This is a genomic window from Klebsiella sp. MBT K-1, from assembly GCF_002556465.1.
Taxonomy (GTDB): Bacteria; Pseudomonadota; Gammaproteobacteria; order Enterobacterales; family Enterobacteriaceae; genus Klebsiella; species Klebsiella grimontii.
Window position 1 is genome coordinate 138,262 of the sequence record NZ_PDEL01000007.1, and the last position, 24,216, is coordinate 162,477.

Sequence of the window (24,216 nt, forward strand, 5' to 3'; positions counted from 1 at the left end):
TGCCGGGGTTTTGTTTTTTCTCAAGCGCCAATCACTACTGACAGCATACTCAACGACCCCATCTCTATTCCTTCAACCGGAATAGTTATCGGCTCCTCGCCGTCCCAGGCGCCAAGAACATACAGCAGTGGCAGAAAGTGCTCGGCCGTCGGGTTAGATAACGATCCGCCTTCATGCGCCAGGTAATTCACCAGCGGATGCTCGGCTACGGGACCTTTCCAGTCCAGATTCGCCTTCACGTAGTCATTAAACGACTCCGCCCAAGGATAGGGCGTATTCTCGCCGTGCCAGCGCGCAGTACGCAGGTTATGCACCACATTGCCGCTGGCCACCAGCATAATGCCTTCATCGCGCAGCTGAGCCAGCTTACGCCCCATTTCTAAATGCCATGCGGCGGGTTTCGTACTATCAATACTCAGCTGCACCATCGGAATATCGGCATCGGGATACATTTTAATCAACACGCCCCATGAACCGTGGTCAAAGCCCCAGGCTTCTTTATCCAGCGTCACCGGCACCGGCGCCAGCAGCTCAACCAGGCGTTGGGCCAGCTCAGGTGAACCCGGCGCCGGATAATGCGTATCGTAAAGCGCCTGTGGAAAACCGCCAAAATCATGGATTGTTTTCGGCGCCTCCATCGCGGTCACTCCCGTACCGCGTGTAAACCAGTGCGCGGATATCACCACAATAGCTTTAGGCCGCGGCAGCGTCTCGCCCAGATGCCGCCAGGCGCGGGTATAGATGTTATCTTCCAGCACGTTCATCGGACTACCGTGGCCTAAAAACAGTGCCGGCATGCGGATACGTGACATAGTAATATCCTTGGTTGAGAATAGTGGATGCATTTACCTTACGCGCTTTTTATTCAGGATAAACTCAGATAAGCATGATGATGATCGTCAGAAAATTTGAATATCAATAAAATTGGATTGCAACCAGAATAGAACTTTAAATTTTCATTTAAATTCAACAAATTACCATCATTACACGCTGTTTATTTTCCGCATCTTAAACGTTTTTCAAAATCAGTCCACGGGCAACGTGAGTCACAGAAAGAGGCTTACTGGCAAAAACGTTCAATACTGACTGAGCCGATAAGCATTCTCTGTTATTTGTCGACAAAGAGGGAGCATCTTGTAGACACTCTATATCGCGTATTCGCATGTAGATGACAAGATCAACTCTGCATGGCGCACCCGCTCTATTTTTAATCAGCTCGTAATCATTACCTATCAGGAAAAGCTCACTAACGCTATATTTCTGCAGGATATTTTATTCATAACCATTCATTAAAAGAGAATAACCAACTATATACTCTGACAATGAGTATCGAGTTTTCCATATACATAGATTATACTAATAAATTGGTGTTAGCCGCCAACTGAATAAAGTCATGTTCTCCAATAACGTAGTCCAGACCATACTAATTTATGAGATTAATGGGTTAAAAGACCTACATATTAAGAACCGTGTCGCCATAAGACATAGTCTATGGCTGATTGGCAGATAAAATCATTTTATGTCAGGATCGGCATAGTCAATTCATCTCGTGAATCCATAACAAATAAGAAATAAGTTCAAATTATCCAATTTAACATTAAGTAATAAAAATAGTCAGCCGCATATTCTATAGTAAAGGACAATTTTAAGTTAACAGCTATTATGGTGATAAAAATCCGATAGCAAAAAGAAGAAGTTACATTCACATAAAATATATTAAAAGTTAAAAATCGCGCTAAACATGCTTAGCAATTCAGACTATAGTCTAAGAAACGCAATAATAACATATATATTAACTTAAACTAAAGATAAATGTTAACTATAAATAACGAGTGTAACAGATGGTGACATGATAATTTCGCGCCGTAAGTTAATATTAACCCCCAGGTTCTAATATTTAACTTTCAGGATTTTGTTTATATTCGCTAGATATGATTAATCTATAAAGGATTATATTCCATGTTAAAGAAAACACTGCTCGCTGTTGCCACCACTACCCTTTTATCTACAGCTGCTTTTAATGCAAGCGCAATCGATCAGGGTCACGGTATCGTTAATTTTTCCGGCACAGTAATTACTGCACCTTGCTCTGTTGCTCCGGAAAGCTCTCAGATTGACGTAAATCTGGGTCAGGTTGCTGACACCGTGCTGAATGGCGGCCAGTATTCTCAGTCTGCTGACTTCACTATTCAACTGCGTGATTGCGTACTGACCAGCACTGATACTGAAGGCAAAACCACTACTATTAACAAAGTTAATGTGACTTTTACCTCTGCTAACGTTGATGTTTCCGACACTAGCCTGATGTCCAACACCAAAGAAAACAACTACGGCGGCGCAACTAACGTTGGCGTGCGTATCCTGGATGCAGGTTACAACACCGTTACTCTGGGCACCGCAGTTCCGGTCATGTTTACCGATACCAACCCGACTCAGGATCTGAACTTCCACGCACGTATGGAATCTCCGACCAAAAAAGCTACCGAAGGTGATGTTTACGCTCAGGCAAACTACGTCCTGGCTTATCAATAATCACTATTTGTTGTCTTGCTTGATTAATCCAGGCCGGTGAAAAATCACCGGCTTTGTTGGCCTACTTTATTAAAAGAAACGGATTTTATGCGTAATCTCATTTATTCCGATTTAACGCCCAAAGGATTATCTCTTTTAATAAAGCGGGCCCTCTATTCTGTATGTATGGTATTTTCTTTATCAACGTCGATTTATGCCATTGAATTTAATACAGATATGATCGATGCCGAAGATCGGGAAAACGTCGATCTCTCGCAATTTGAAAAGAAAGGTTACATCCCTGTTGGTACCTATTTAGTACGCGTACAAATAAACAAAAATACGCTTCCGCGCGCCTATAATCTCGAATGGATAAAATCGGATAATGAAAATGGGTCTCTGCTTTGCCTGACTCAAGAACATCTAACAGAATTTGGTTTTGCGGATGCGTTTATCTTGTCTCTACAGCCGCTGAACCCGCAAGGTTGCCTCGATCTGAGCCATAAATCGGACCTGGTCACTCGCCTGGACAAAGCGAATATGATACTGACCTTAACGGTTCCCCAAGCGTGGATGAAGTATCGGGCCAAAAACTGGACCCCGCCGGAGTTCTGGGACGTGGGGGTTACTGGTTTTATCATGGATTATAACCTATACGCCAGCCAGTATGTTCCCAGCCATGGCGACAGCAACCAAAACGTAAATACCTACGGTACGCTGGGTTTCAACTTAGGCGCATGGCGTCTACGCAGCGATTATCAGTACGATCAGTCGTTTACTGAAAATAACTCCAACGGCAGCAACAGCAGTCTACCGCGAACCTATCTGTTCCGCCCTATTCCATCCCTGGCATCGAAACTCACCATGGGGCAGTATGATCTCAGTTCCGATCTCTACGATACGTTCCATTTTACCGGCGCTTCACTGGAGAGCGACGAACAGATGCTACCGCCGGACCTGCGCGGATACGCGCCGCAAATAAGCGGCATCGCTCAAACAAACGCCAGGGTCACCGTTTCACAGAACGGCCGTACTTTGTATCAAACTTCCGTTTCCCCCGGACCGTTTACAATTACCGATCTGGGGACCACGTTGCAGGGGCAACTGGATGTCACCATTGAAGAAGAAGATGGGCGTAAAAGCACGTTTCAGGTCGGTTCAGCCTCTATCCCGTTTCTGACGCGTCAGGGCCAGATACGTTATAAAAGCTCCGTGGGCAAGCCTACATCAACCACCCACAACGACATTAACAACCCACTCTTCTGGACGGGAGAGATTTCATGGGGCTGGCTGAGCGATATCTCTTTATACGGCGGCGCGATCGTTACCGCCGACGACTACCAGGCGGCGACCAGCGGAATCGGCTTTAACCTGAATAGCTTTGGCTCCCTCTCCTTTGATGTCACACGGGCAGAGGCCAATTTACGCGATGACAATGAAGGCAAGCAGCGCGGCTTCAGCTATCGCGCAAACTATTCTAAGCGCTTCGAGGAAACGGGCAGTCAGATAACCTTCGCGGGTTATCGTTTTTCGGATAAAGAATATGTCACGATGAGTGAATATATCAATTCGCGTGATGGTAACAATACCAACAATAATGAAAAAGAGAGCTATGTCCTCTCATTTAACCAATATATCGAACCGTTGGCGCTAAACAGCTATCTGAGCATAACGCGCAATACCTACTGGAATAGTGATACCAATACCAACTATTCATTCTCCGTTAGCCGCAACTTTGATATTGGCAATTTCAAGAATATGTCCGCCTCTCTGGCAATGAGCCGCGTGAGCTGGGGCGATGATGAAGAAAATCAATACTATTTCTCTATTTCAGTACCATTTGAAAACAACCGCAATGTTACCTACAGTTTGCAACGCTACGGCGACGACGCCGCTACACAAACTGCAACATACTATGACAGTTCGGACCGCAACAACACCTGGAATTTATCCGTATCTGGCAGCGATAAAGACTATAGCGATGGCGAAGCGGCCTTGCGTGGTTATTACCAACACTACTCTCCCTGGGGCCGGCTAAATGTTAACGGCAGCGTGCAGCCCAGCAACTATCGCACATTAAGCGCGGGCTGGAACGGTTCGTTTACGGCAACGCGTTATGGGGCGGCATTCCATGATTATAGCCCCGGTAATAGTTCCCGCGTCATGGTGGATGCGGATAGCATCTCTGGCGTTGAAGTGAATAACAATCGCAGTAAGACTAATATATTTGGTATTTCCGTGGTCCCATCGGTGGGTAACTATACTACCGCCACGGTAATGGTAAATAATAACAACCTACCTGAAGGTGTCGATGTCACTAACTCGGTTATTCGCACCACGCTAACCGAGGGAGCCATTGGTTATATGCCGCTCAGCGCGACCAAAGGCTATCAAATTATTGGCGTCATCCGCCTGGAAGATGGACGCTATCCGCCGTTGGGCGTTACCGTGACAGATAAATCGACCGGTCGTGATATCGGACTGGTGGCCGATGATGGCTTCGTGTACCTCAGCGGCGTGCAGGAAAATAGTATCCTGACGCTCAAATGGAACGATAAAGCCTGCGACATTACACCACCTAACCACAGTAATGCTGATGGTCAGGCCGTTATTTTACCGTGTAAGTCTCAACATTAATTCAGGATGAAGACAATGAAGATAAACGTAATGACAAAAGGAATTTTATGCCTGGCGGGCGCCAGTTTTGCGGCCAATGCCGCCGTATCTCCTGACAGAACACGCATCATTTATAACCAATCGGATAAAAGCGTCTCGGTGCGTCTGACCAACCAGAGTCCCGACACGCCTTTCCTTGCCCAATCATGGATAGAGGACAAGGATAATAAAAAATCTCGTACTTATATCACCGCAATACCACCAATGTTGCGCCTTGAAGCCGGCGAGCAGGCGCAGGTGCGCCTGATGGGGCAAGCAACGCTGGCGCAGCTTCCTGCCGACAGAGAATCGCTATTTTATTACAATATTCGGGAAATTCCGCCGCGTTCAGAACAGAAAAACGTTATGCAGATTGCCATGCAGAGCCGGATTAAGCTTTTCTGGCGACCAAAGGCTATCGAAATACCTGATGGACAGGTAAATCTGGTCGGCAAAGTCGACATTAGCCGAACCGCCAGTGGATTGACGCTGAAGAACAAGTCTCCCTACTTTATTACTGTCGGTTATATCGGCGTTAACGGCAAAACATTGCTACCGAAAACCGCCAGCATGATGGCCGAACCCTTTGGCCAGGCGGTCCAGGAAATTAAAAATTTACCGGCGAATTTCCAGGTCGGCTATATTGGCGATTACGGTGGCCTGCATATGTTTAAGATCAGCTGCAACTCTGTTCAGGCAACATGCCAGTCCGAACCGGTGAAAAAGGAATAATAATGAAAAAAGCAATCAGTTTTTTAGCATTATTAGCCTGCCTGTTTTCATTCCCTGCGTGGGCGGTTGACTGCTATCAAAATACCTATGGCGGCCCGGTGAGCGCAACGCTAACTCTCCCCCCATTCACCATCCCTAACGACATCCAGCTAGGGAAAAAGATATGGGAAAGCTCGGACATTAACATTACGGTTTACTGCGATAAAGCGAGCGAATGGTCTCCATCGAATCCCACAGAAAATATCTATGCGTGGATAAAGTTATCAGCTTTTAATAGCGGCGATGTGCTCAACAATCCCTATTTTACTTTTGGCGTAACATATGCCGGTGTCGATTATGAAGGCATTAATCAAGGGATCAACACCGGCGCCTGTCTTGATAGGATAGATCAGGCTCCAATCCCAAATGTCTATCATGATCCTGTATGTAATGGTTCGTCACTGCAAAAAAATATAACCTTTAACGCCCGCTTCCGCCTGTACGTTAAAATTGCAGCGATTCCTCCCGATAGTTCAACGGTCTATAATTTTGGCGATATTAACGTACTGCAATTTGATGGCCAAGGGGGAGCGAACCTGCTTAGCGACGCTAACAATTTACGTTACTATATTTCAGGGCTGGATAATATCCATATTCTGACCTGCACAGCATCAGTTAAGCTGTATCCTGAAAATCAATCTGTTGATTTCGGAGCTATTTATAACTATGAAAAAAACATGCCGGTCCTGAAAAAAAACTTTAGTCTTTCAACTATTCGAGATCAAACTGCAGGCTGCACTGAACGATTTGATATAACTACCAGTTTCTATATTAATGAAAATCCCTATGATTCCACACATCTGGATATAGGGAACGGGCTATTATTAAATATCGTAGATGACACGGCTAATACTGATGTTCTTTTCAACCAATATATGCCTTTTACAACATATATACCCGGTGAACCTTCAACAGTAACGCATAACTATACCGCCGAACTCACTAAAAAACCGTCTGAATCTGTGGCCGATGGGCCATTCAGTAAAGATGTCATCATCAAGATAAATTATCAATAGTCGTTAAAAATTTCATGACTGACAATAATAAAGCCGGGATAACCCGGCTTTATTATTTGGCGCAATGTCAGCGATCAGCTGGCTTTACGTTCGTGCTCACGACGGTAAGCCGCTAAATCTTCGATAGTGACCACAGCCATATTATGCTGCTGAGCAAACTCGATGCACTGCGGCGCGCGGGCCATAGAGCCATCATCGTTGGTCAGTTCGCACAGTACGCCAGCCGGTTTGAAACCTGCTAACGTCACCAGGTCGATAGTCGCTTCGGTATGGCCGCCGCGGGTCAACACGCCGCCCGGCTGCGCGCGCAGCGGGAAAACGTGGCCAGGACGGTTCAGGTCGGACGGCTTCGCGCCATCGGCAATCGCCGCACGCACGGTGGTCACGCGGTCAGCGGCGGAAACGCCGGTGGTCACGCCTTCAGCGGCTTCGATGGTCACGGTAAAACCGGTACCGTAGGCGCTGGTGTTGTTCTCAACCATCATTGGCAGGTCGAGCTGTTTACGGCGATCTTCCGTCAGGCACAGGCAAACAATACCGCTGCCGTGACGAATAGTCAGGGCCATTTGCTCAACGGTCATGGTTTCAGCGGCGAAAATCATATCGCCTTCGTTTTCACGATCTTCATCGTCAAGTACCATCACACCGCGGCCTTCGCGCAGTGCATCTAAAGCGTGTTCCACACGTTCAAAAGCGGTACCAAAAGAGGAAAGTAGCGTCTGATTCATGGTAAAAAAAACCTCATTAATTGTATGGTTACCAGAATCAGGGCAGTCTTAGGAGCGCCGGTTTAGCGGCAAAAGTCAACGCAAGCGGGCAGAAACCCGACTGAGCCGTTACTCTCTCCCATCCGGACTCTAACCGTCGGCCCCGGAATTACACCGGATCTGCTGACCTTTCTGCATTCACAGAAAGCGCTCGCGGGCTTTCAACGCTATGGTTGATTTACCGCCGGTGGGGAATTTCGCCCCGCCCTGAGAATAAGCAAGGTCACTATAACGCTATTGACTATCGTCGGCAATGCATAAGCTTCAAACATTTATGGTTTATAGGCACCGACGATCGCACTACAATGAGCCCATAACCGACCAGAGCAGGATACCACCATGATTGACCCGAAAAAAATTGAACAAATCGCCCGTCAGGTTCATGAATCGATGCCGAAAGGGCTCCGCGATCTGGGGGAAGACGTGGAGAAAAAAATTCGTCAGGTGCTCCAGTCGCAGTTAACTCGCCTGGACCTGGTAAGCCGCGAAGAGTTCGACGTGCAGACGCAGGTGCTGCTGCGCACGCGTGAAAAGCTGGCGCTGCTGGAGCAGCGTCTTAACGATCTGGAAAGCCGTTCGCTGAGCGCGTCGGCGACGCCTGACGCAGAAGAGAAGCAGTAAAAACAAGCAACGGGCCGCAAGGCCCGTTGTCATATCGGTAAGGTGGAAAGTTGATTAGTGCTCCAGCTCCGCTTCTGGCGTCATCGCGCTGTTCGCCTGCCGGCAGTAAAGCTCATAGCGTTGACAGAACCATTCACGATGCGCTTCATCCATATTGCCAACAATGGCCTGAAGATCGACGGGCTGACCTTGTGCGTTCATTCTGGCGAAACTCTGGGCCAGGAAATCAAAATTCTTCATTAAATACATATCGTTATTCTTCATACGCATACTCCTTCAGCCGTTGGTGTTCTGATTGGTCATATGCTTTTTACTTACTTCAGTATTTATCCTTACCTTAACGTTTTTTGTACGAAAAATGCGCCCAACATGGTGATTTATTGCGCCAAATCATTTATGCCGTCATTAAATAAAAAGAGGCCCGCGATTAGGCGATCGCGGGCCTCTTTTGCACTACTTTGTAGCGGAATCGTCGGTTACGCGGCGTTTAGCGCGATAATCCCGGATATACCGCCGCTACGGTGGGGAGAGAAAACATTACTGTTTGTTATCTTTCTGGATCTTCTTAATGATGTTGGTCGTCGAACAGCCGTCTTCGAAGTTGAGCACCAGCACCTCGCCGCCGTTTGCCCATACCTCTTCACTACCGGCAATCTGTTCCGGCTTATAGTCGCCGCCTTTCACCAGCAGATCCGGCAGAATGCCGGCAATCAGCCGCTGCGGTGTGTCCTCTTCAAAAGAGACCACCCAGTCGACGGCTTCCAGCGCGCCCAGCACGATCATACGCTGATCCAGCGGGTTGACCGGACGAGACTCGCCTTTCAGACGCTTCGTTGATGCGTCGCTGTTCACCGCCACAATCAGCCTGTCGCCCAGCTTGCGAGCGTTCGCCAGGTAGGAAACGTGGCCCGCGTGTAAAATGTCGAACACGCCGTTGGTCATCACCACTTTCTCGCCGCGCTTGCGCGCCGCGGCGACCGCCAGCTTCAGCTCCTCTTCGCCCATCACGCCAAAACCGGTCTCTGAGCGCCCGCGCACCGCGTTCTCCAGTTCGATAGGCGAAACGGTAGAGGTACCGAGTTTACCCACCACGACGCCCGCCGCCGCGTTGGCAAAATAGCAGGCCTCTTCCAGCGTGTTGCCGGAAGCCAGCGTCGCCGCCAGCACGCCGATGACCGTGTCGCCCGCGCCGGTAACATCATAAACTTCCTGCGCCTGAGTAGGCATATGCAGCGGCGGCCGCCCAGGCTGCAGCAGCGTCATCCCCTGCTCGGAACGGGTCACCAGCAGCGCGGAGAGATCGAAATCGGCAATGATTTTCATCCCGCGCTCAACGATCTCTTCTTCATCCTTACATTTACCCGCTACCGCTTCAAACTCTGAGAGGTTAGGCGTCAGCAGGGTGGCGCCACGATAGCGTTCAAAATCCGTGCCTTTCGGGTCAATGAGCACCGGAACGCCCGCGTCGCGAGCCAGCTTAATCATGGTCTGAACGCTGGTCAGCGCGCCTTTGGCGTAATCAGAGAGTACCAGCGCGCCAATGGAGCCCAGCGCCTGCTGAATACGTTCGTGCATCGGCTGCGGGTCAACGCCGGAGAACCCTTCTTCAAAATCGAGACGAATCAGCTGCTGGTTACGCGACAGCACGCGCAGTTTGGTAATCGTCGGGTGCGTCGGGACGGAGACAAAATCGCACTTCACGTTAACGTCGGCCAGCGCCTTACTCAACGCGCGGGCGGCATCGTCAATCCCGGTCAGGCCAACGAGGCGAGAGGTCGCGCCGAGGGACGCAATGTTCATCGCCACGTTTGCCGCGCCGCCAGGACGTTCTTCGATATTTTCCACCTTCACCACCGGCACCGGCGCTTCCGGCGAAATGCGGCTGGTGGGACCATACCAGTAGCGGTCCAGCATCACATCGCCAACCACCAACACTCCTGCACGTTCAAACTCTGGCAGCGTTACTTTCATTCCTCTCTCCTGCGAGACGCAAACTTTGCGCGCGATAATAGCACACCCGGTTTTTTAGTTAAGCCATCAACCACTTCTGCCAGCTGGCGCTGACCTGTTCACGCTCCTCGCTAAACGCCTCTGGCGCCACGTGCCCCGGCTGTTCCTGCAGCGCCAGGTGATGTAGCGCATCGCGCAGCGTAGTGTAAGCGTGAGTTAACGCCCTCGCCTCTCCCTCGTCCATAATGTCATTCTGCGCCAGCAGTTCCAGAATACGGACGTTATCGGACCAGCGCGTGAGCTTCGGTTTATCACTGGCATAGCGTAGGACCAGATACTGGGTAATAAATTCAATATCGGTGATCCCCCCGGCATCGGCTTTAATATCAAAGCGATCGGGATGCTTATTCCCCAGATGAGCGCGCATTTTTTCACGCATTTCCCGCACTTCGGTTTGCAGTTTTTCGCCTTCCCGCGGGGCGGTGAGAATATCCCGACGAATCGCGTCAAAGCGCGCCTGTAGCTCAGGATCGCCGTACACCACGCGGGCGCGAACCAGCGCCTGATGCTCCCAGGTCCATGCCTCGTTTTGTTGATAATCAGCAAAGGAATCGGCGGTAGTCACCAGCATGCCCGCCGCGCCAGAAGGACGTAAGCGAGCGTCCACTTCGTACAGAATGCCCGACGAGGTGCGGGTGCTGAAAAGATGCATGATGCGCTGCGCCAGGCGCAGATAAAACTGCCGACCGTCGATTTCGCGCTCGCCGTCGGTCATCACCTCCATCGGACAATCGTGGAGGAATACCAGGTCGAGATCGGAACTGTAGCCCAGCTCCCAGCCTCCCAACTTGCCGTAGCCGACCACCGCAAAACCGCGCCCCTGGCGCTCGTGAAGGTGCGTCGGCTGCCCGTAGCGGGCCACCATCTGCAGCCAGGCCTGCTGGACGACCGCATCAATCATCGCCTCCGCCAGCCAGGTCAAGTGATCGCTCACTTTCATCACCGGCAGGGTTCCGGCGATATCCGCCGCGGCAATATGCAGCAGCTGCGCCTGCTTAAACTGGCGAAGCGCCTCCAGCTGCTGCTCTTCATCCTCTTCCGGTACGCGCAGCAGATACTGCCGAAGCTCGTCGCGATAGGCATCGGTGGCCGTCGGCTGATAAAGCGTATTCGGGTCCAGCAGCTCGTCCAGCAGCAGCGGGTGACGGGCCAGCTGGCTGGCGACCATCGGCGATGCGGCGCACAGGCTAATCAGGTGCTTTAGCGCGCCGGGGAACTCGCTCAGCAGCTCCAGGTAGGTTGTACGGGTGACAATTCCGGTCAGCAGCGGCGTGATGCGCGCCAGCGGCACCGGGGCATCGGCGCGCGAACAGATTTCGCTAAGCAGATGCGGCATGAGCTGATCGAGCACCTGACGGCCGCGCGGACCAATCGTCCGCCGATCCAGCTCTTTACGAAAATCGGCGATCAGCGCCAGCACGCTGCGGCGATCGTTATCAGCAAGATGCGCCAGCGCCGGGCTGGTATCGTCCTCCTGCAGCGCGTCCTGCCACAGTTCGCGCCAGTACTCTTCAAGCTGTTCATCCGGCGACTGCGTTTCATCGTCGCCAATCAGTTCATTAAACACGCGGCGCACGTTGGCCATCTGCTCCGCCAGCCGCGCGCTGAGCGTCTCCCAGTCGGCAGCGCCCATCCCCCAAGCCAGCCGGGCGCGATTAAGCTCATCCTGCGGCAGAGTTTGCGTCTGCTCATCGTTGATACTCTGCAGCAGGTTTTCGAGGCGTCGCAAAAACAGATAGGCTTCGCGCAGCCTCTGCGCATCGCCTTCCGGCAGCAGGTGCAGCTCCTCGATGGCGGCCAGCGTCGGCAGCAGGGCCCGCTGTTGCAGCATCGGCTCGCGACCGCCGCGAATCAGTTGAAAGACCTGGACGATAAACTCCACTTCGCGGATACCGCCCGCGCCGAGCTTGATATTATCCTTCAGACCCCGGCGGCGCACCTCGCGGGCAATCATTCCCTTCATATTACGCAGGGACTGAATCACGCTGAAATCAATATAGCGGCGGAAGACAAATGGCCGCAGCATAGCGCGCAGCTCGCCGGCATAAACACCATCGTTATCGCCCATGATGCGCGCTTTCACCATCGCATAGCGCTCCCAGTCGCGCCCCTGCTCCTGGTAATAATCTTCCAGCGCGGCAAAGCTCAGCACCAGCGGGCCGCTGTCGCCAAACGGGCGCAGGCGCATATCCACGCGGTAGACAAAGCCATCCTGGGTGGGCTGATCCAGCACCTTAATCAGGCGCTGTCCGAGACGGGTAAAAAACTGCGCGTTATCCAGCTCGCGACGGCCGCCGCGGGTGGAGCCGTGCTCCGGCCAGGCGAAAATCAGATCGATGTCGGAGGAGAAATTCAGCTCGCCGCCGCCGAGCTTGCCCATGCCGAGGATCAGCAGCGGCTGAGCTGAACCTTCCGCATTACACGGCGTCCCCCATTCGCGGCAGCAGGCGGCGTAAAGCCAGTCGCGCGCGGCGACGATTAAGGTCTCCGCCAGCGCGCTGAGCTGCTGTAGACTGCTCTCTTCGCTGACCAGCGATAGCGCCTGGGCCCAGGCGATGCGCACCATAATCCAGCGGCGAAACTGGCGCAGCTCACGCATCAGCGCGGCCTCATCATTGACCTCGGCCAGGCGAACCCGCAGCCACTCGGCGTAGTGATGCCACTCCAGCGCCTCGGGAGGCGCACTTTCAAGCTCCGCCAGCCACTGCGGCTGCGCGATCAGACTCTGCGCGACAAAATCGCTGAAGGCCATAACCGATTGCGCCCGTTCGCTCAACGTCGATACGGGAAAATCCACTGGCAGTCGGTCTATGACCGTCTGCCAGTGCTGCTGTAACTGCGAAGAAAGCGGCATCTTAGGGGCTCCCTGGCCTGAAATTATCGTTTTCCACTATGCAGCCAGAACGGCTCCGCTGCCAGCGCCTGGCGACGAAAATATTCGATAACGCTACTGTCGTTATGCGCAATCGCCCGGCGGGTCTCTTGCCAGTTTTCCAGCCACGGCCCGGCGACGTCGAGATAGGCTCCGGATAACAGTTGAACGGTGTCAATTTCGCGGGTCAGGCGCGGAAGCTGATCGACATAACCGTCAGCGGACGGCTGGCGGAAGGCGTTTTTCAGCTCCGCCGCCGCTCTGGAGAGCTGAATATCCGCGAAGCGTTTAAACGATCCGGCAATCTTCTGTTCCCCGGCAGCGTTCAGGAAAGGACGCCAGCCGCGGTTTACCAGCAGATCGGTGAGCGTCAGCTTCGCTCTGACGGTCGCCACGCTGAAAAGCGCCGCCTGGGCCGTTTCGGCCTCCGCCAGCGCCGTTTCGGCTTCGTTCAGACGCTCACGCAGCAGCGTGGTGGCCTTGCGCGGGACAGTGCCGCCAAACAGCACCAGCGCATGCCGCACGCGGGCGATGGCGTGCAGAATCTCCGCTTTCGCTTTCGCATTGCCGCGATTGAGGAGTTCATCATGATACAGCCAGTGCGCGAGCGCGCTTTCCAGCGCCGCTTCCAGTGCCTGTTCGACGCTGGCCTTCGGCGCGACGCGAAGGATAGACAACGCGGTGAGCGGACGTTCTTCATTGCCCTGCGCCAGATGATAACCGCGCGCCGCCTTGCTCAGACTACCCTGGCGCAGTACGCCGGTATCCAGCAGGCGACGGGCAAGGGTCAGAATGTCCTGCGTTTTACCGGACAGCAGTTCCAGCTCCAGTTCACAAATCGGCTCCTGGTGTTCACCGGCTTTGACTGCGCCGCGGTCGAGCGCGATTTCAATTTCGCTATCGCCTTCCTTTACAACCCATCTTTCACGCGCAAAATCAGTGCTGAAAAGCGGCTGTACGTTCTGTGCGAGCTCCGCCGGCAGTTCTCCCTGCGGCCAGACCTCAGCCGGCAGTTTCTCCAGCGCCAGCTCCGGCGTGTCCAGCGGAATGTTGTATTCCGGACGCTGATGCAGGCCGCCGACGACGCGCCCGGCGATTTTCAGCGTCATTTCATAGCGTCCCTGGTCGCCGCGAATGCGCAGCCCCATGTCGTGGCGGCGCAGCCAGTTATCCGCCGTTTCATAGTAAATATTCAGCAATTGACCCGCGGGCGTATGCTTTGACTCCAGCGTGTTGAGGTGCTGACGCAGCGCGTCAACGCCATCCTGAGCGACGATAAACTTTAATTCGATTTCTTGAGCCATGACTGAATTCTTCCGCTTATATGCTGTGCCGGGAAATTGCGGCGAACTAACAACGATATTTCTTGTCAGTAAATAGTATTTTGCGGCGAATCGCCATGCAATGCGCATTTTGCCGGGCCACCTCCTGGATGATTCCGATTGTGGCGGAAAACTTTGCGTCGCTTCGGCGATGCCACTACTATCGTTCAACTTTTTATGACCAAACGATGACCTGATGCCTAAATTACGCCTTATTACATTGACTTTGCTGGCGCTGAGCGCCGCCACGGCGGTTCACGCGGAAGAAAAACGTTACGTTTCAGATGAACTGAATACCTGGGTGCGCAGCGGTCCGGGCGATAACTATCGTCTCGTGGGCACCATCAACGCCGGTGAGGAAGTCGCGGTGCTGCAAACCAACGACAGCACGAACTATGCTCAGGTACGCGACGGCAGCGGCCGTACAGCCTGGATCCCCCTGAAAGAGCTGAGCAACGAGCCCAGCCTGCGCACCCGCGTGCCGGATCTGGAAAACCAGGTCAAAACCCTGACCGACAAACTGAACAATATCGACACCACCTGGAACCAGCGCACGGCGGACATGCAGAAGAAAGTCGCCGGTAGCGACGCCGTTATCAACGGCCTGAAAGAAGAGAACCAAAAGCTGAAAAATGAGCTGGTTGTCGCGCAGAAAAAGGTAAACGCCGCGAATCTGCAGCTTGATGACAAACAGCGCACCATTATCATGCAGTGGTTTATGTACGGCGGCGGCGTGCTGGGCGTCGGCCTGATCCTCGGACTGGTGTTGCCGCACCTGGTACCGAGCCGCAAACGCAAAGACCGTTGGATGAACTAATTCGTCTTCTCTGCCAGACTTACGTATCATCGTAAGAAAATGAAGACGGGAGAGTAAGGCGTGAAGGTTTATCTGGTCGGTGGTGCAGTACGAGATGCGTTATTAAGGCTACCGGTTAAAGACAAAGATTGGGTCGTGGTTGGCGCCACTCCTCAGCAACTTCTCGACGCGGGCTACCAGCAGGTAGGCCGTGATTTTCCCGTGTTCCTTCATCCGCAAAGCCGCGAAGAGTATGCCCTGGCGCGTACCGAGCGCAAGTCAGGTTCCGGTTACACCGGCTTTACCTGCTATGCCGCAGCCGACGTTACCCTTGAACAAGATCTGCTGCGCCGCGATCTGACGATCAATGCGCTGGCCCAGGACGCCGACGGCCAGATTATCGATCCCTACGGCGGCCAGACTGACTTACGCCAGCGCCTGTTGCGCCACGTCTCGCCCGCTTTTAGCGAGGATCCGCTACGCGTCCTGCGCGTGGCGCGCTTTGCCGCCCGCTACGCGCACCTGGGGTTCCGCATCGCCGATGAAACCATGGCGCTGATGCGCGCGATGGCCGATGCCGGCGAGCTGGCGCACCTCACGCCTGAGCGGGTGTGGAAAGAGACGGAAAGCGCCCTTGCCACCCGCAACCCGCAGGTCTTCTTCCAGACACTACGCGACTGCCGGGCGCTCAAGGTGCTGTTCCCGGAAGTCGACGCCCTTTATGGCGTACCTGCTCCGGCGAAATGGCACCCGGAAATCGACACTGGTCTGCACACGCTGATGACCGTCACCATGGCGGCGATGCTCTCTCCGGAAGTGGATGTCCGTTTTGCCACGCTATGCCACGACCTGGGGAAAGGGCTAACGCCGAAAGCGCTCTGGCCCCGCCATCATGGTCACGGCCCGGCGGGGGTTAAGCTGGTCGAGCAGCTCTGCGCCCGTCTGCGAGTACCGAACGACATTCGCGACCTGGCTAAGCTGGTCGCCGAATTTCACGATCTGATTCATACGCTCCCCATCCTGCAGCCGAAAACGCTGGTCAAGCTGTTCGATAATATCGACGCCTGGCGCAAGCCGCATCGTGTCAGGCAAATCGCCTTAACCAGCGAGGCCGACGTGCGCGGGCGCACCGGCTTTGAAGCCTGCGATTATCCGCAGGGACGCCTGCTGCTGGAAGCCTGGGAAGTTGCCCGGTCGGTTTCAACAAAAGAGGTGTTGGCGGAAGGTTTTCAGGGCGTTGAGATTCGTGAAGAGCTAACGCGTCGGCGAATTCAGGCCGTCGCCCGCTGGAAAGAAAAGCGTTGCCCTCAGCCGCGCGACTGAGGGCGGGCGCTTAGAAGAAGACCACGTAGACCGCTGCCGCGACGATAAAGCGGTAAATGGCGAACGGGATAAACGAAATACGTTTAATCAGCTGCAGGAAGGTTTTAATCGCAATCAGCGCAACGATAAACGCCGTGACAAAACCGACGGCAAACATCGGAATATCGCTGGCGTTGAGGAACCCAATGCTCTTGTACATATCCAGTACGGTTGCGCCCATCATCATCGGCACCGCCAGCAGGAACGAGAACTCAGAGGCCGCATAGCGGCTTACACCCATCAGCATCCCGCCGGAAATCGTCGCTCCGGAACGCGAGAAGCCCGGCCATAGCGCCAGACACTGGAAGCAGCCGATGACGAACGCCTGACGATAGGTCATATCATCAATGCCCACCGCGCGCGGCTGTTTTGGCTTCAGCACTTCCGCCGCGATCAGCAGCACGCCGCCCACAATCAGCGCATACATCACGTTAATCGGGTTAAACAGCGACTTGATGGTATCGTGGAAAATTAGCCCCAGCACCACCGCCGGGACCATCCCCAAGAGAATATGAATAAGCGACAGGCGACCGCTGCCCTGGCCTTCATGTTCGGGCTTTTTACCAAAATGAATGCCGATAAGGCCAAACAGACGGCGCCAGAACATCACCACAACGGCCAGAATGGAACCAAGCTGAATCACTACTTCAAAAGTATTTGCGGTATCGCCTTCAAAACCCAGCAGATGACCGACAATAATCATATGACCAGTACTGGAGACAGGTAAAAACTCTGTCAAACCCTCAACCACACCCAATATTGCCGCTATCAGCAGCGAGTGTATATCGCTCATCCAATTAAACCCTTTAAAAAGTAAAATGAAAAAAACCAGGAACGAAGAACCGAGCTATCAGGCGTGCTTATTTGGCCACAGACAGCGCGCAGAAAACTGAGCGTACAGGTTGTACGCAAGGATTTCGAGCGCTGTTCAGGAACAAAACGGCAAATAGCATAGCCTGATAGCCGGATTCTATGACCGGTATAAACACGCTTTGTTTAACGAGTATGACCTGAAAAGTTTTGTTTCAGATTAAGGCCACGTTCAATAATGACGCCAACGTTGGCCGCTCGCGCTACCGCGCCGGGCTTGCTGACTTTAATACGTACCCATGGCGATTGAAACTTTTCCAGCAGCAGGTCGGCGATCTCTTCCGCCACGCGCTCCACCAGCGCAAAGCGCGCTCCCTCAACGTGGTTGATCACCAGCTCGCTGATATCAGCATAGCTGAGGCAATCGCTGACATCATCGCTGGCCGCCGCTTTGCGGTTATCCCACGCCATTTCGATATCGAACACCAGCTTCTGTTCGATGGTTTGTTCCCAGTCGTAAACACCAATTGTGGTGATTACCGAAAGTTGCTCTATAAATACAATATCCATCACGACCCGCCTGCTTTTTGACTAAACCGGATACCACTTCTGACCAATTATGCGTATTATCCACAGATGCAAAGACATCCCCTAAATAATTTGCGTTGCAGTAAGACCGCGACGCGGCAAGGCTCCAGGCGCACGGCGTTGCGATGCGTCCGGGCGGGCCAACGCGCCGACAGCGCTGGGGATAAACCAACTCTTTCTAAATGGAACAGCTGATGAGTGCAATCGCGCCTGGACTGGTTATCCTCGCCTACCTCTGCGGCTCAATCTCCAGCGCCATTCTCGTTTGCCGCCTCGCTGGCCTTCCTGACCCTCGCGACAGCGGCTCCGGCAATCCTGGGGCGACGAACGTCCTGCGAATTGGCGGCAAAGGCGCAGCCGTAGCGGTACTGATTTTTGATGTGCTGAAAGGCATGCTGCCGGTCTGGGGCGCGTGGGCGCTAGGCCTGACCCCGTTCTGGCTCGGTCTGGTGGCGATTGCCGCCTGCGTGGGCCATATCTGGCCGGTATTTTTTAACTTCCGCGGTGGTAAAGGCGTGGCGACCGCCTTCGGCGCCATTGCCCCAATCGGCTGGGATCTTACCGGCGTAATGGCCGGAACCTGGCTGCTGACGATTCTGCTCAGCGGCTACTCCTCTCTTGGGGCCATCGTGAGCGCGCTGATTGCGCCCTTCTATGTCTGGTGGTTCAAACCGCAGTACACTTTCCCCGTTTCGATGCTGTCGTGCCTGATCCTGCTGCGCCATCATGACAACATTCAGCGTTTGTGGCGTCGTCAGGAAACCCGAATCTGGTCTCGTTTCAAAAAGAAGAAAAAAGCGCCGGAGCAGAAATAACCTTTGCTTCGCCGCAAGGCGGCAATGAGCTTACTCCAGTCAGTGATTCGGGCGAGCGACAAATCTGCCGGGAGCAGATTTGAACGTCGCTTGCGACGGCCCGCCAGGGCGAGGCCCATGGATGGGCCGAGTAGCCCGTAGCCAACGCCGCTGCGGCTCGAAGTATGACGGGCATAAGCTTTTCATATGATCGGGATGATTGCCCCCCGATCAATACTCTTCGCTGCTGTTTTATCTTGATTTTGCAGGGGCGCGACATTGCACGGCACCGTGTTAGCACAGAATAAAAAAGGCTGGCAGGCCACGCTGGACCTCCAGTTTCAATTTCTCGGCGGGAAAACCACGCTCGCCTCCCGTCGCCATGTCGGTCCCCTCACCGTTCAGCGCCCGTTTTATCCCGAAGCAGAGACCTGCCACCTCTATCTGCTTCATCCGCCCGGCGGCATCGTCGGCGGCGATGAGCTCACCATTAGCGCGACCATTGATGCCGATTGCCATACCCTGATCACCATGCCCGGCGCCAGCAAGTTTTATCGCAGCAGCGGCGCGCAGGCGCGGCTTCAGCAAACCCTGACGCTGGCCGAAAACTCGACGCTCGAGTGGCTGCCGCAGGACGCGATCTTCTTTCCCGGCGCCAACGCCGCTTTGTCTACCGCCTTTCATCTCGCCGCCTCCAGCACGCTGCTGGCCTGGGACCTGCTGTGCCTTGGCCGACCGGTTATCGGCGAAGCTTTTAGCCACGGCGCGCTCGCCAATCGGCTGGAAGTGTGGGTCGACGGCTCTCCGCTGCTGATTGAGCGCCTGAGCCTGGCCGATGGACAGCTGGCCTGCGTCGCGCAGCAGCCGTGGGTGGGAACGATGCTGTTCTACCCGGCGAACGAAACGCTGCTGGAAGGCGTACGCGAAAAGCTTACGCCGCTGGCAAATTACGCCGGCGCTACGCTCACCGACGGCCTGCTAACGGTACGTTTTTTAAGCGATGATAATCTGCTTTGCCAGCGGGCGATGCGCGATATCTGGCAATTCATGCGCCCGCATCTGACCGGCAAATCTCCGGTACTTCCCCGAATCTGGCTGACTTAAGAGAACGCTATGGAACTGACACCCAGAGAAAAAGACAAGCTGTTGCTGTTTACCGCCGCACTGGTGGCGGAGCGTCGCCTGGCCCGCGGCCTGAAGCTCAACTATCCCGAATCCGTGGCCCTGATTAGCGCCTTTATTATGGAAGGCGCGCGCGATGGCAAAAGCGTCGCCGAGCTGATGGAAGAGGGACGCCACGTCCTGAGCCGTGACCAGGTCATGGAAGGCGTGCCGGAAATGATCCCCGATATCCAGGTCGAAGCCACCTTCCCGGACGGCTCGAAGCTGGTCACCGTTCATAATCCGATAATCTGAGGTAGCGTGATGATCCCTGGAGAATATCAGATAAAGCCCGGACAGATAGCCCTCAACGCTGGCCGCGCAACCTGCAGCATTATTGTTGAAAATCACGGCGACCGGCCGATTCAGGTCGGCTCGCATTACCACTTCGCCGAGGTCAACCCGGCGCTGAAGTTCGATCGCCAGCAGGCGACCGGCTATCGGCTGAATATCGCTGCCGGCACCGCAGTGCGCTTCGAGCCGGGTCAAAAACGCGAGGTGGAGCTGGTGGCGCTGGCCGGAACCCGTGCGGTGTACGGTTTTCGCGGCGAGGTGATGGGCGCGCTGGAGGCAAACGATGAGTGAAATTTCACGTCAGGCCTATGCCGACATGTTCGGCCCTACCACCGGCGATAAAGTTCGCCTGGCCGACACCGAGCTATGGATCGAGGTCGAAGATGATTTGACCACCTACGGCGAAGAGGTCAAATTTGGCGGCGGTAAAGTGATCCGCGACGGAATGGGGCAGGGACAGATGCTTTCCGCCGGGTGCGTGGATCTGGTGCTGACCAACGCCCTGATCGTCGATTACTGGGGGATCGTCAAAGCCGATATTGGCGTCAAAGACGGACGGATCTTCGCGATCGGCAAAGCCGGCAATCCGGATATTCAGCCCAACGTCACGATCCCGATCGGCGCGGCCACGGAAATTATTGCGGCGGAAGGTAAGATCGTCACCGCCGGCGGCGTCGATACGCATATTCACTGGATCTGCCCGCAGCAGGCGGAAGAGGCGCTGGTCTCCGGCGTCACCACCATGATCGGCGGCGGGACCGGCCCGGCGGCGGGCACCAACGCCACGACCTGTACGCCAGGGCCGTGGTATATCTCGCGGATGCTGCAGGCCGCCGACAGCCTGCCGGTCAATATCGGCCTACTGGGTAAAGGCAACGGCTCGAATCCCGACGCGCTGCGTGAGCAGGTCGCGGCCGGGGTTATCGGCCTGAAAATTCACGAAGACTGGGGCGCGACCCCGGCGGCAATCGACTGCGCGCTGACCGTGGCTGACGAAATGGACGTGCAGGTCGCGCTGCACAGCGACACCCTCAATGAGTCCGGATTCGTTGAGGATACCCTGGCGGCCATCGGCGGGCGCACTATCCATACTTTCCATACCGAAGGCGCGGGCGGCGGCCATGCGCCGGATATTATTACCGCCTGCGCGCACCCCAATATTTTACCGTCGTCGACCAACCCGACGCTGCCCTATACCGTCAACACCATTGACGAACATCTGGATATGCTGATGGTTTGCCATCACCTCGATCCGGATATCGCCGAGGACGTGGCGTTTGCCGAATCGCGCATTCGGCGGGAAACCATCGCCGCGGAAGACGTCCTGCACGACCTCGGCGCCTTCTCCCTTACCTCGTCAGATTCGCAGGCGATGGGGCGCGTCGGCGAAGTGGTGTTACGTACCTGGCAGGTAGCGCACCGGATGAAAGTTCAGCGCGGCCCGCTGGCGGAAGAGAGCGGCGATAACGACAACTTCCGCGTAAAGCGCTATATCGCCAAATACACGATTAATCCGGCGTTGACCCACGGTATCGCCCACGAAGTCGGCTCGATTGAAGCCGGTAAACTGGCGGATCTGGTGCTGTGGTCCCCGGCGTTCTTCGGCGTGAAACCGGCGACAATCGTTAAAGGCGGCATGATCGCCATGGCGCCGATGGGCGACATCAACGCCTCTATCCCAACGCCGCAGCCGGTGCACTATCGCCCGATGTTCGGCGCGCTGGGCAGCGCCCGTCACCGCTGCCGTTTGACCTTCCTGTCGCAGGCGGCGGCGGAAAACGGCGTCGCTGAACGGCTGAACCTGCACAGCGCGACGGCGGTGGTGAAAGGCTGCCGCGAGGTACAAAAAGCCGATATGCACCACAACGGCCTGCTGCCCAATATTACCGTGGATTCGCAAACCTACGAGGTGCGCATCGACGGCGAACTGATTACCAGCGAACCGGCGGACGTGCTACCGATGGCGCAACGTTATTTCCTGTTTTAAGGAGCGCACATGCTTTATTTAACCCAACGGGTGGAGACCCCGGCGCAGGCCACGGCCAGCGTTACCCTGCCGATTGACGTGCGGGTAAAAAGCCGCATAAAAGTCACGCTTAACGATGGTCGTCAGGCGGGCCTGCTGCTGCCGCGCGGCCTGCTGCTGCGCGGCGGCGATATTCTCAGCAACGAAAACGGCAGCGAGTTCATCGAAGTGATCGCCGCCGATGAAGCCGTTTCGGTCGTACGCTGCGATGACCCCTTTGTGCTGGCGAAGGCCTGCTATCACCTTGGCAATCGCCACGTGCCGCTGCAAATTATGCCCGGCGAGCTGCGCTATCATCACGATCACGTCCTGGACGATATGCTGCGCCAGTTTGGTCTGGCCGTGGATTTCGCGCATCTGCCGTTTGAACCGGAAGCCGGCGCCTACGCCAGCGAATCACACGGCCATCACCATCATCACCATCATGAGCACAGCCACTAAATGCCGACGCCGGAAAAACGTCTGCGCTTAATGCAGCTTGCCAGCAGCAGCCTCCCGGTTGGCGGCTACAGCTGGTCCCAGGGGCTGGAGTGGGCGGTGGAAGCGGGCTGGGTAGCGGATACCGCCGCCTTTGAGCGCTGGCAGCTGCGGCAGATGGAGCAGAGCTTTTTTACCGTCGATCTGCCGCTGTTCGCCCGGCTTTACCGGGCCTGCGAAGCGGGCGATCTGGCCTGCGCCAGGCGCTGGACCGCTTACCTGCTCGCCTGCCGGGAAACCCGCGAGCTGCGCGATGAAGAGCGCAACCGCGGCGCGGCCTTCACCCGGCTGCTGGCCGACTGGCAGCCGGACTGCCCGCCCGAGTGGCGCAAGCTGTGCCAGCAAAGTCAGCTAACCGGCATGGCGTGGCTCGGCGTACGCTGGCAAATCGCCATTCCTGACCTGGCCCTGAGCCTTGGCTATAGCTGGATTGAAAGCGCGGTGATGGCGGGCGTCAAGCTGGTGCCCTTTGGCCAGCAGGCGGCCCAGCAGTTGATTCTACGCCTGTGCGACCGCTACGCGGCGGACATGGACAGCGCCCTCGCCGCCCCGGACGACGCCCTCGGTTCGGCGACGCCGCTGGCGGCTATCGCTTCCGCCCGGCACGAAACCCAGTATTCCCGATTATTCCGTTCTTAGGAGAAGGTATGAACATGATTAAGCAACCGCTGCGCGTCGGCGTCGGCGGCCCGGTCGGCTCCGGAAAAACGGCGCTGCTGGAAGCCCTCTGCAAAGCCATGCGCGACACCTGGCAGCTGGCGGTGGTGACCAACGATATCTACACCAAAGAAGATCAGCGCATTCTCACCGAAGCCGGCGCCCTGGAGCCTGAACGAATTGTCGGTGTCGAAACCGGCGGCTGCCCGCATACCGCCATTCGGGAAGACGCGTCAATGAACCTTGCCGCGGTGGAAGCGCTGAGCGAGAAATTCGGCAATCTCGATCTCATCTTTGTGGAAAGCGGCGGCGATAACCTGAGCGCCACCTTCAGCCCGGAGCTGGCGGATCTCACCATCTACGTCATCGACGTGGCGGAAGGGGAAAAGATCCCGCGCAAAGGCGGACCGGGGATCACCAAATCCGACTTCCTGGTGATCAACAAAACCGATCTTGCACCGTACGTGGGCGCGTCTCTGGAAGTGATGGAGCGCGATACCCTGCGCATGCGCGGCGAACGCCCGTGGAGCTTCACCAACTTGAAAAGCGGCGACGGCCTGCAAAATATCATCGCCTTTATCGAAGACAAAGGCATGCTCGGCAAGTAACCCCTGCACCATCCCGGCGCAGAGGTGTCGGGATGGTGCATGCCCTGCCCTCTCTTTAGCCATCCCCTTCATGAAGCCCTGATAGCGCCTGCCCTGCG

The 24,216-nt window shown here is 55.0% G+C and carries 23 protein-coding genes, 2 pseudogenes and 1 riboswitch; of the genes and pseudogenes, 16 read left to right on the forward strand and 9 right to left on the reverse strand.

Annotation, left to right across the window (positions count from 1 at the left end):
- Positions 1 to 20 precede the first annotated feature (20 nt).
- A complete protein-coding gene (ygiD, locus tag CMQ96_RS12235; protein WP_049087447.1) occupies positions 21 to 812 on the reverse strand; it encodes a 4,5-DOPA dioxygenase extradiol in 792 nt (263 codons plus the stop codon).
- 1,147 nt (positions 813 to 1,959) lie between these two features.
- On the opposite strand from ygiD, the gene CMQ96_RS12240 reads away from it, so the two are divergent.
- From CMQ96_RS12240 to CMQ96_RS12255, 4 genes are all read left to right on the forward strand, one after another.
- Positions 1,960 to 2,532, forward strand: a complete 573-nt coding sequence (locus CMQ96_RS12240) for a fimbrial-like protein (RefSeq protein WP_004135738.1) — start codon at positions 1,960 to 1,962, stop codon at positions 2,530 to 2,532.
- A gap of 165 nt (positions 2,533 to 2,697) precedes the next feature.
- Positions 2,698 to 5,148 (forward strand): fimbria/pilus outer membrane usher protein, encoded by a 2,451-nt coding sequence (locus tag CMQ96_RS12245; RefSeq protein ID WP_224239921.1) that lies wholly within the window; start codon positions 2,698 to 2,700, stop codon positions 5,146 to 5,148.
- Positions 5,149 to 5,163: 15 nt separating this feature from the next.
- Positions 5,164 to 5,898 carry a molecular chaperone gene (locus tag CMQ96_RS12250; RefSeq protein WP_024358683.1) on the forward strand — a complete coding sequence of 245 codons (735 nt, stop codon included), beginning with the start codon at positions 5,164 to 5,166 and terminating at the stop codon, positions 5,896 to 5,898.
- 2 nt (positions 5,899 to 5,900) lie between these two features.
- Positions 5,901 to 6,953 (forward strand): pilus assembly protein, encoded by a 1,053-nt coding sequence (locus tag CMQ96_RS12255; RefSeq protein ID WP_098066878.1) that lies wholly within the window; start codon positions 5,901 to 5,903, stop codon positions 6,951 to 6,953.
- 74 nt (positions 6,954 to 7,027) lie between these two features.
- Here the strand turns inward: CMQ96_RS12255 and ribB are convergent, their stop codons facing one another.
- A complete protein-coding gene (ribB, locus tag CMQ96_RS12260; RefSeq protein ID WP_004125315.1) occupies positions 7,028 to 7,681 on the reverse strand; it encodes a 3,4-dihydroxy-2-butanone-4-phosphate synthase in 654 nt (217 codons plus the stop codon).
- Positions 7,682 to 7,787: 106 nt separating this feature from the next.
- A riboswitch (FMN riboswitch) is annotated at positions 7,788 to 7,939 on the reverse strand.
- Positions 7,940 to 8,059: 120 nt separating this feature from the next.
- Between ribB and ubiK the strand changes: the two genes are divergently transcribed.
- Complete coding sequence (ubiK, locus tag CMQ96_RS12265; RefSeq protein WP_004135727.1) at positions 8,060 to 8,341, forward strand: ubiquinone biosynthesis accessory factor UbiK; 282 nt, start codon at positions 8,060 to 8,062, stop codon at positions 8,339 to 8,341.
- 54 nt (positions 8,342 to 8,395) lie between these two features.
- On the opposite strand, the gene glgS is transcribed toward ubiK, so the two are convergent.
- The gene (gene glgS, locus CMQ96_RS12270) at positions 8,396 to 8,605 is read right to left on the reverse strand and encodes a cell surface composition regulator GlgS (protein WP_004135725.1); all 210 of its coding nucleotides are present in this window, start codon (positions 8,603 to 8,605) and stop codon (positions 8,396 to 8,398) included.
- Between glgS and CMQ96_RS28660 the strand changes: the two are divergent.
- A pseudogene (locus CMQ96_RS28660) lies at positions 8,597 to 8,737 on the forward strand (hypothetical protein); the annotation flags it as partial. The gene glgS and the pseudogene CMQ96_RS28660 overlap by 9 nt on opposite strands.
- A 141-nt stretch (positions 8,738 to 8,878) precedes the next feature.
- Here CMQ96_RS28660 and hldE read toward each other — a convergent pair.
- Genes hldE through CMQ96_RS12285 form a run of 3 tightly spaced genes read right to left on the reverse strand, consistent with a single transcriptional unit; the run spans position 8,879 to position 14,527 of the window.
- Entirely contained in the window at positions 8,879 to 10,312 is a 1,434-nt protein-coding gene (gene hldE / locus CMQ96_RS12275) for a bifunctional D-glycero-beta-D-manno-heptose-7-phosphate kinase/D-glycero-beta-D-manno-heptose 1-phosphate adenylyltransferase HldE (protein ID WP_004125323.1), read from the reverse strand.
- 58 nt (positions 10,313 to 10,370) lie between these two features.
- Complete coding sequence (gene glnE / locus CMQ96_RS12280) at positions 10,371 to 13,205, reverse strand: bifunctional [glutamate--ammonia ligase]-adenylyl-L-tyrosine phosphorylase/[glutamate--ammonia-ligase] adenylyltransferase (protein WP_098066879.1); 2,835 nt, start codon at positions 13,203 to 13,205, stop codon at positions 10,371 to 10,373.
- A 23-nt stretch (positions 13,206 to 13,228) separates the two neighbouring features.
- Entirely contained in the window at positions 13,229 to 14,527 is a 1,299-nt protein-coding gene (locus tag CMQ96_RS12285; protein WP_098066880.1) for an inorganic triphosphatase, read from the reverse strand.
- A gap of 214 nt (positions 14,528 to 14,741) precedes the next feature.
- On the opposite strand from CMQ96_RS12285, the gene CMQ96_RS12290 reads away from it, so the two are divergent.
- Together CMQ96_RS12290 and CMQ96_RS12295 are read left to right on the forward strand one after the other, a co-directional pair.
- Complete coding sequence (locus tag CMQ96_RS12290; RefSeq protein WP_004125329.1) at positions 14,742 to 15,362, forward strand: TIGR04211 family SH3 domain-containing protein; 621 nt, start codon at positions 14,742 to 14,744, stop codon at positions 15,360 to 15,362.
- Positions 15,363 to 15,422: 60 nt separating this feature from the next.
- Positions 15,423 to 16,664 carry a multifunctional CCA addition/repair protein gene (locus tag CMQ96_RS12295; protein WP_024358688.1) on the forward strand — a complete coding sequence of 414 codons (1,242 nt, stop codon included), beginning with the start codon at positions 15,423 to 15,425 and terminating at the stop codon, positions 16,662 to 16,664.
- A gap of 10 nt (positions 16,665 to 16,674) precedes the next feature.
- On the opposite strand, the gene bacA is transcribed toward CMQ96_RS12295, so the two are convergent.
- Together bacA and folB are read right to left on the reverse strand one after the other, a co-directional pair.
- Positions 16,675 to 17,496 carry an undecaprenyl-diphosphate phosphatase gene (gene bacA / locus CMQ96_RS12300; protein WP_004135718.1) on the reverse strand — a complete coding sequence of 274 codons (822 nt, stop codon included), beginning with the start codon at positions 17,494 to 17,496 and terminating at the stop codon, positions 16,675 to 16,677.
- 203 nt (positions 17,497 to 17,699) lie between these two features.
- Positions 17,700 to 18,083, reverse strand: a complete 384-nt coding sequence (gene folB, locus CMQ96_RS12305) for a bifunctional dihydroneopterin aldolase/7,8-dihydroneopterin epimerase (RefSeq protein ID WP_004135716.1) — start codon at positions 18,081 to 18,083, stop codon at positions 17,700 to 17,702.
- A gap of 212 nt (positions 18,084 to 18,295) precedes the next feature.
- Here folB and plsY point away from each other — a divergent pair, with 212 nt between their 5' ends.
- Positions 18,296 to 18,916 carry a glycerol-3-phosphate 1-O-acyltransferase PlsY gene (gene plsY / locus CMQ96_RS12310; RefSeq protein ID WP_004125351.1) on the forward strand — a complete coding sequence of 207 codons (621 nt, stop codon included), beginning with the start codon at positions 18,296 to 18,298 and terminating at the stop codon, positions 18,914 to 18,916.
- A gap of 185 nt (positions 18,917 to 19,101) precedes the next feature.
- Here plsY and CMQ96_RS28875 read toward each other — a convergent pair.
- Positions 19,102 to 19,185 (reverse strand): annotated as a pseudogene (locus CMQ96_RS28875) (short-chain dehydrogenase); the annotation flags it as partial.
- Here CMQ96_RS28875 and CMQ96_RS12320 point away from each other — a divergent pair.
- Genes CMQ96_RS12320 through ureG form a run of 7 tightly spaced genes read left to right on the forward strand, consistent with a single transcriptional unit; the run spans position 19,175 to position 24,118 of the window.
- Positions 19,175 to 19,999 (forward strand): urease accessory protein UreD, encoded by an 825-nt coding sequence (locus CMQ96_RS12320; protein ID WP_004135715.1) that lies wholly within the window; start codon positions 19,175 to 19,177, stop codon positions 19,997 to 19,999. The pseudogene CMQ96_RS28875 and the gene CMQ96_RS12320 sit on opposite strands and share 11 nt — an antisense overlap.
- Before the next feature lie 9 nt (positions 20,000 to 20,008).
- On the forward strand, positions 20,009 to 20,311 hold the full coding sequence (locus tag CMQ96_RS12325; RefSeq protein WP_004125356.1) for an urease subunit gamma: 303 nt from the start codon (positions 20,009 to 20,011) through the stop codon (positions 20,309 to 20,311).
- A 9-nt stretch (positions 20,312 to 20,320) separates the two neighbouring features.
- Positions 20,321 to 20,641 (forward strand): urease subunit beta, encoded by a 321-nt coding sequence (locus tag CMQ96_RS12330; RefSeq protein ID WP_004135711.1) that lies wholly within the window; start codon positions 20,321 to 20,323, stop codon positions 20,639 to 20,641.
- Positions 20,634 to 22,337, forward strand: a complete 1,704-nt coding sequence (ureC, locus tag CMQ96_RS12335) for an urease subunit alpha (protein ID WP_024358691.1) — start codon at positions 20,634 to 20,636, stop codon at positions 22,335 to 22,337. The genes CMQ96_RS12330 and ureC overlap by 8 nt, the downstream gene beginning before the upstream one ends.
- A 9-nt stretch (positions 22,338 to 22,346) precedes the next feature.
- Positions 22,347 to 22,817, forward strand: coding sequence for an urease accessory protein UreE (gene ureE, locus CMQ96_RS12340; protein ID WP_004125362.1), 471 nt, complete (start codon positions 22,347 to 22,349; stop codon positions 22,815 to 22,817).
- The gene (locus CMQ96_RS12345) at positions 22,818 to 23,492 is read left to right on the forward strand and encodes an urease accessory protein UreF (RefSeq protein ID WP_024358692.1); all 675 of its coding nucleotides are present in this window, start codon (positions 22,818 to 22,820) and stop codon (positions 23,490 to 23,492) included.
- An 8-nt stretch (positions 23,493 to 23,500) separates the two neighbouring features.
- A complete protein-coding gene (ureG, locus tag CMQ96_RS12350) occupies positions 23,501 to 24,118 on the forward strand; it encodes an urease accessory protein UreG (RefSeq protein ID WP_004105899.1) in 618 nt (205 codons plus the stop codon).
- The last annotated feature ends 98 nt before the right edge of the window (positions 24,119 to 24,216 follow it).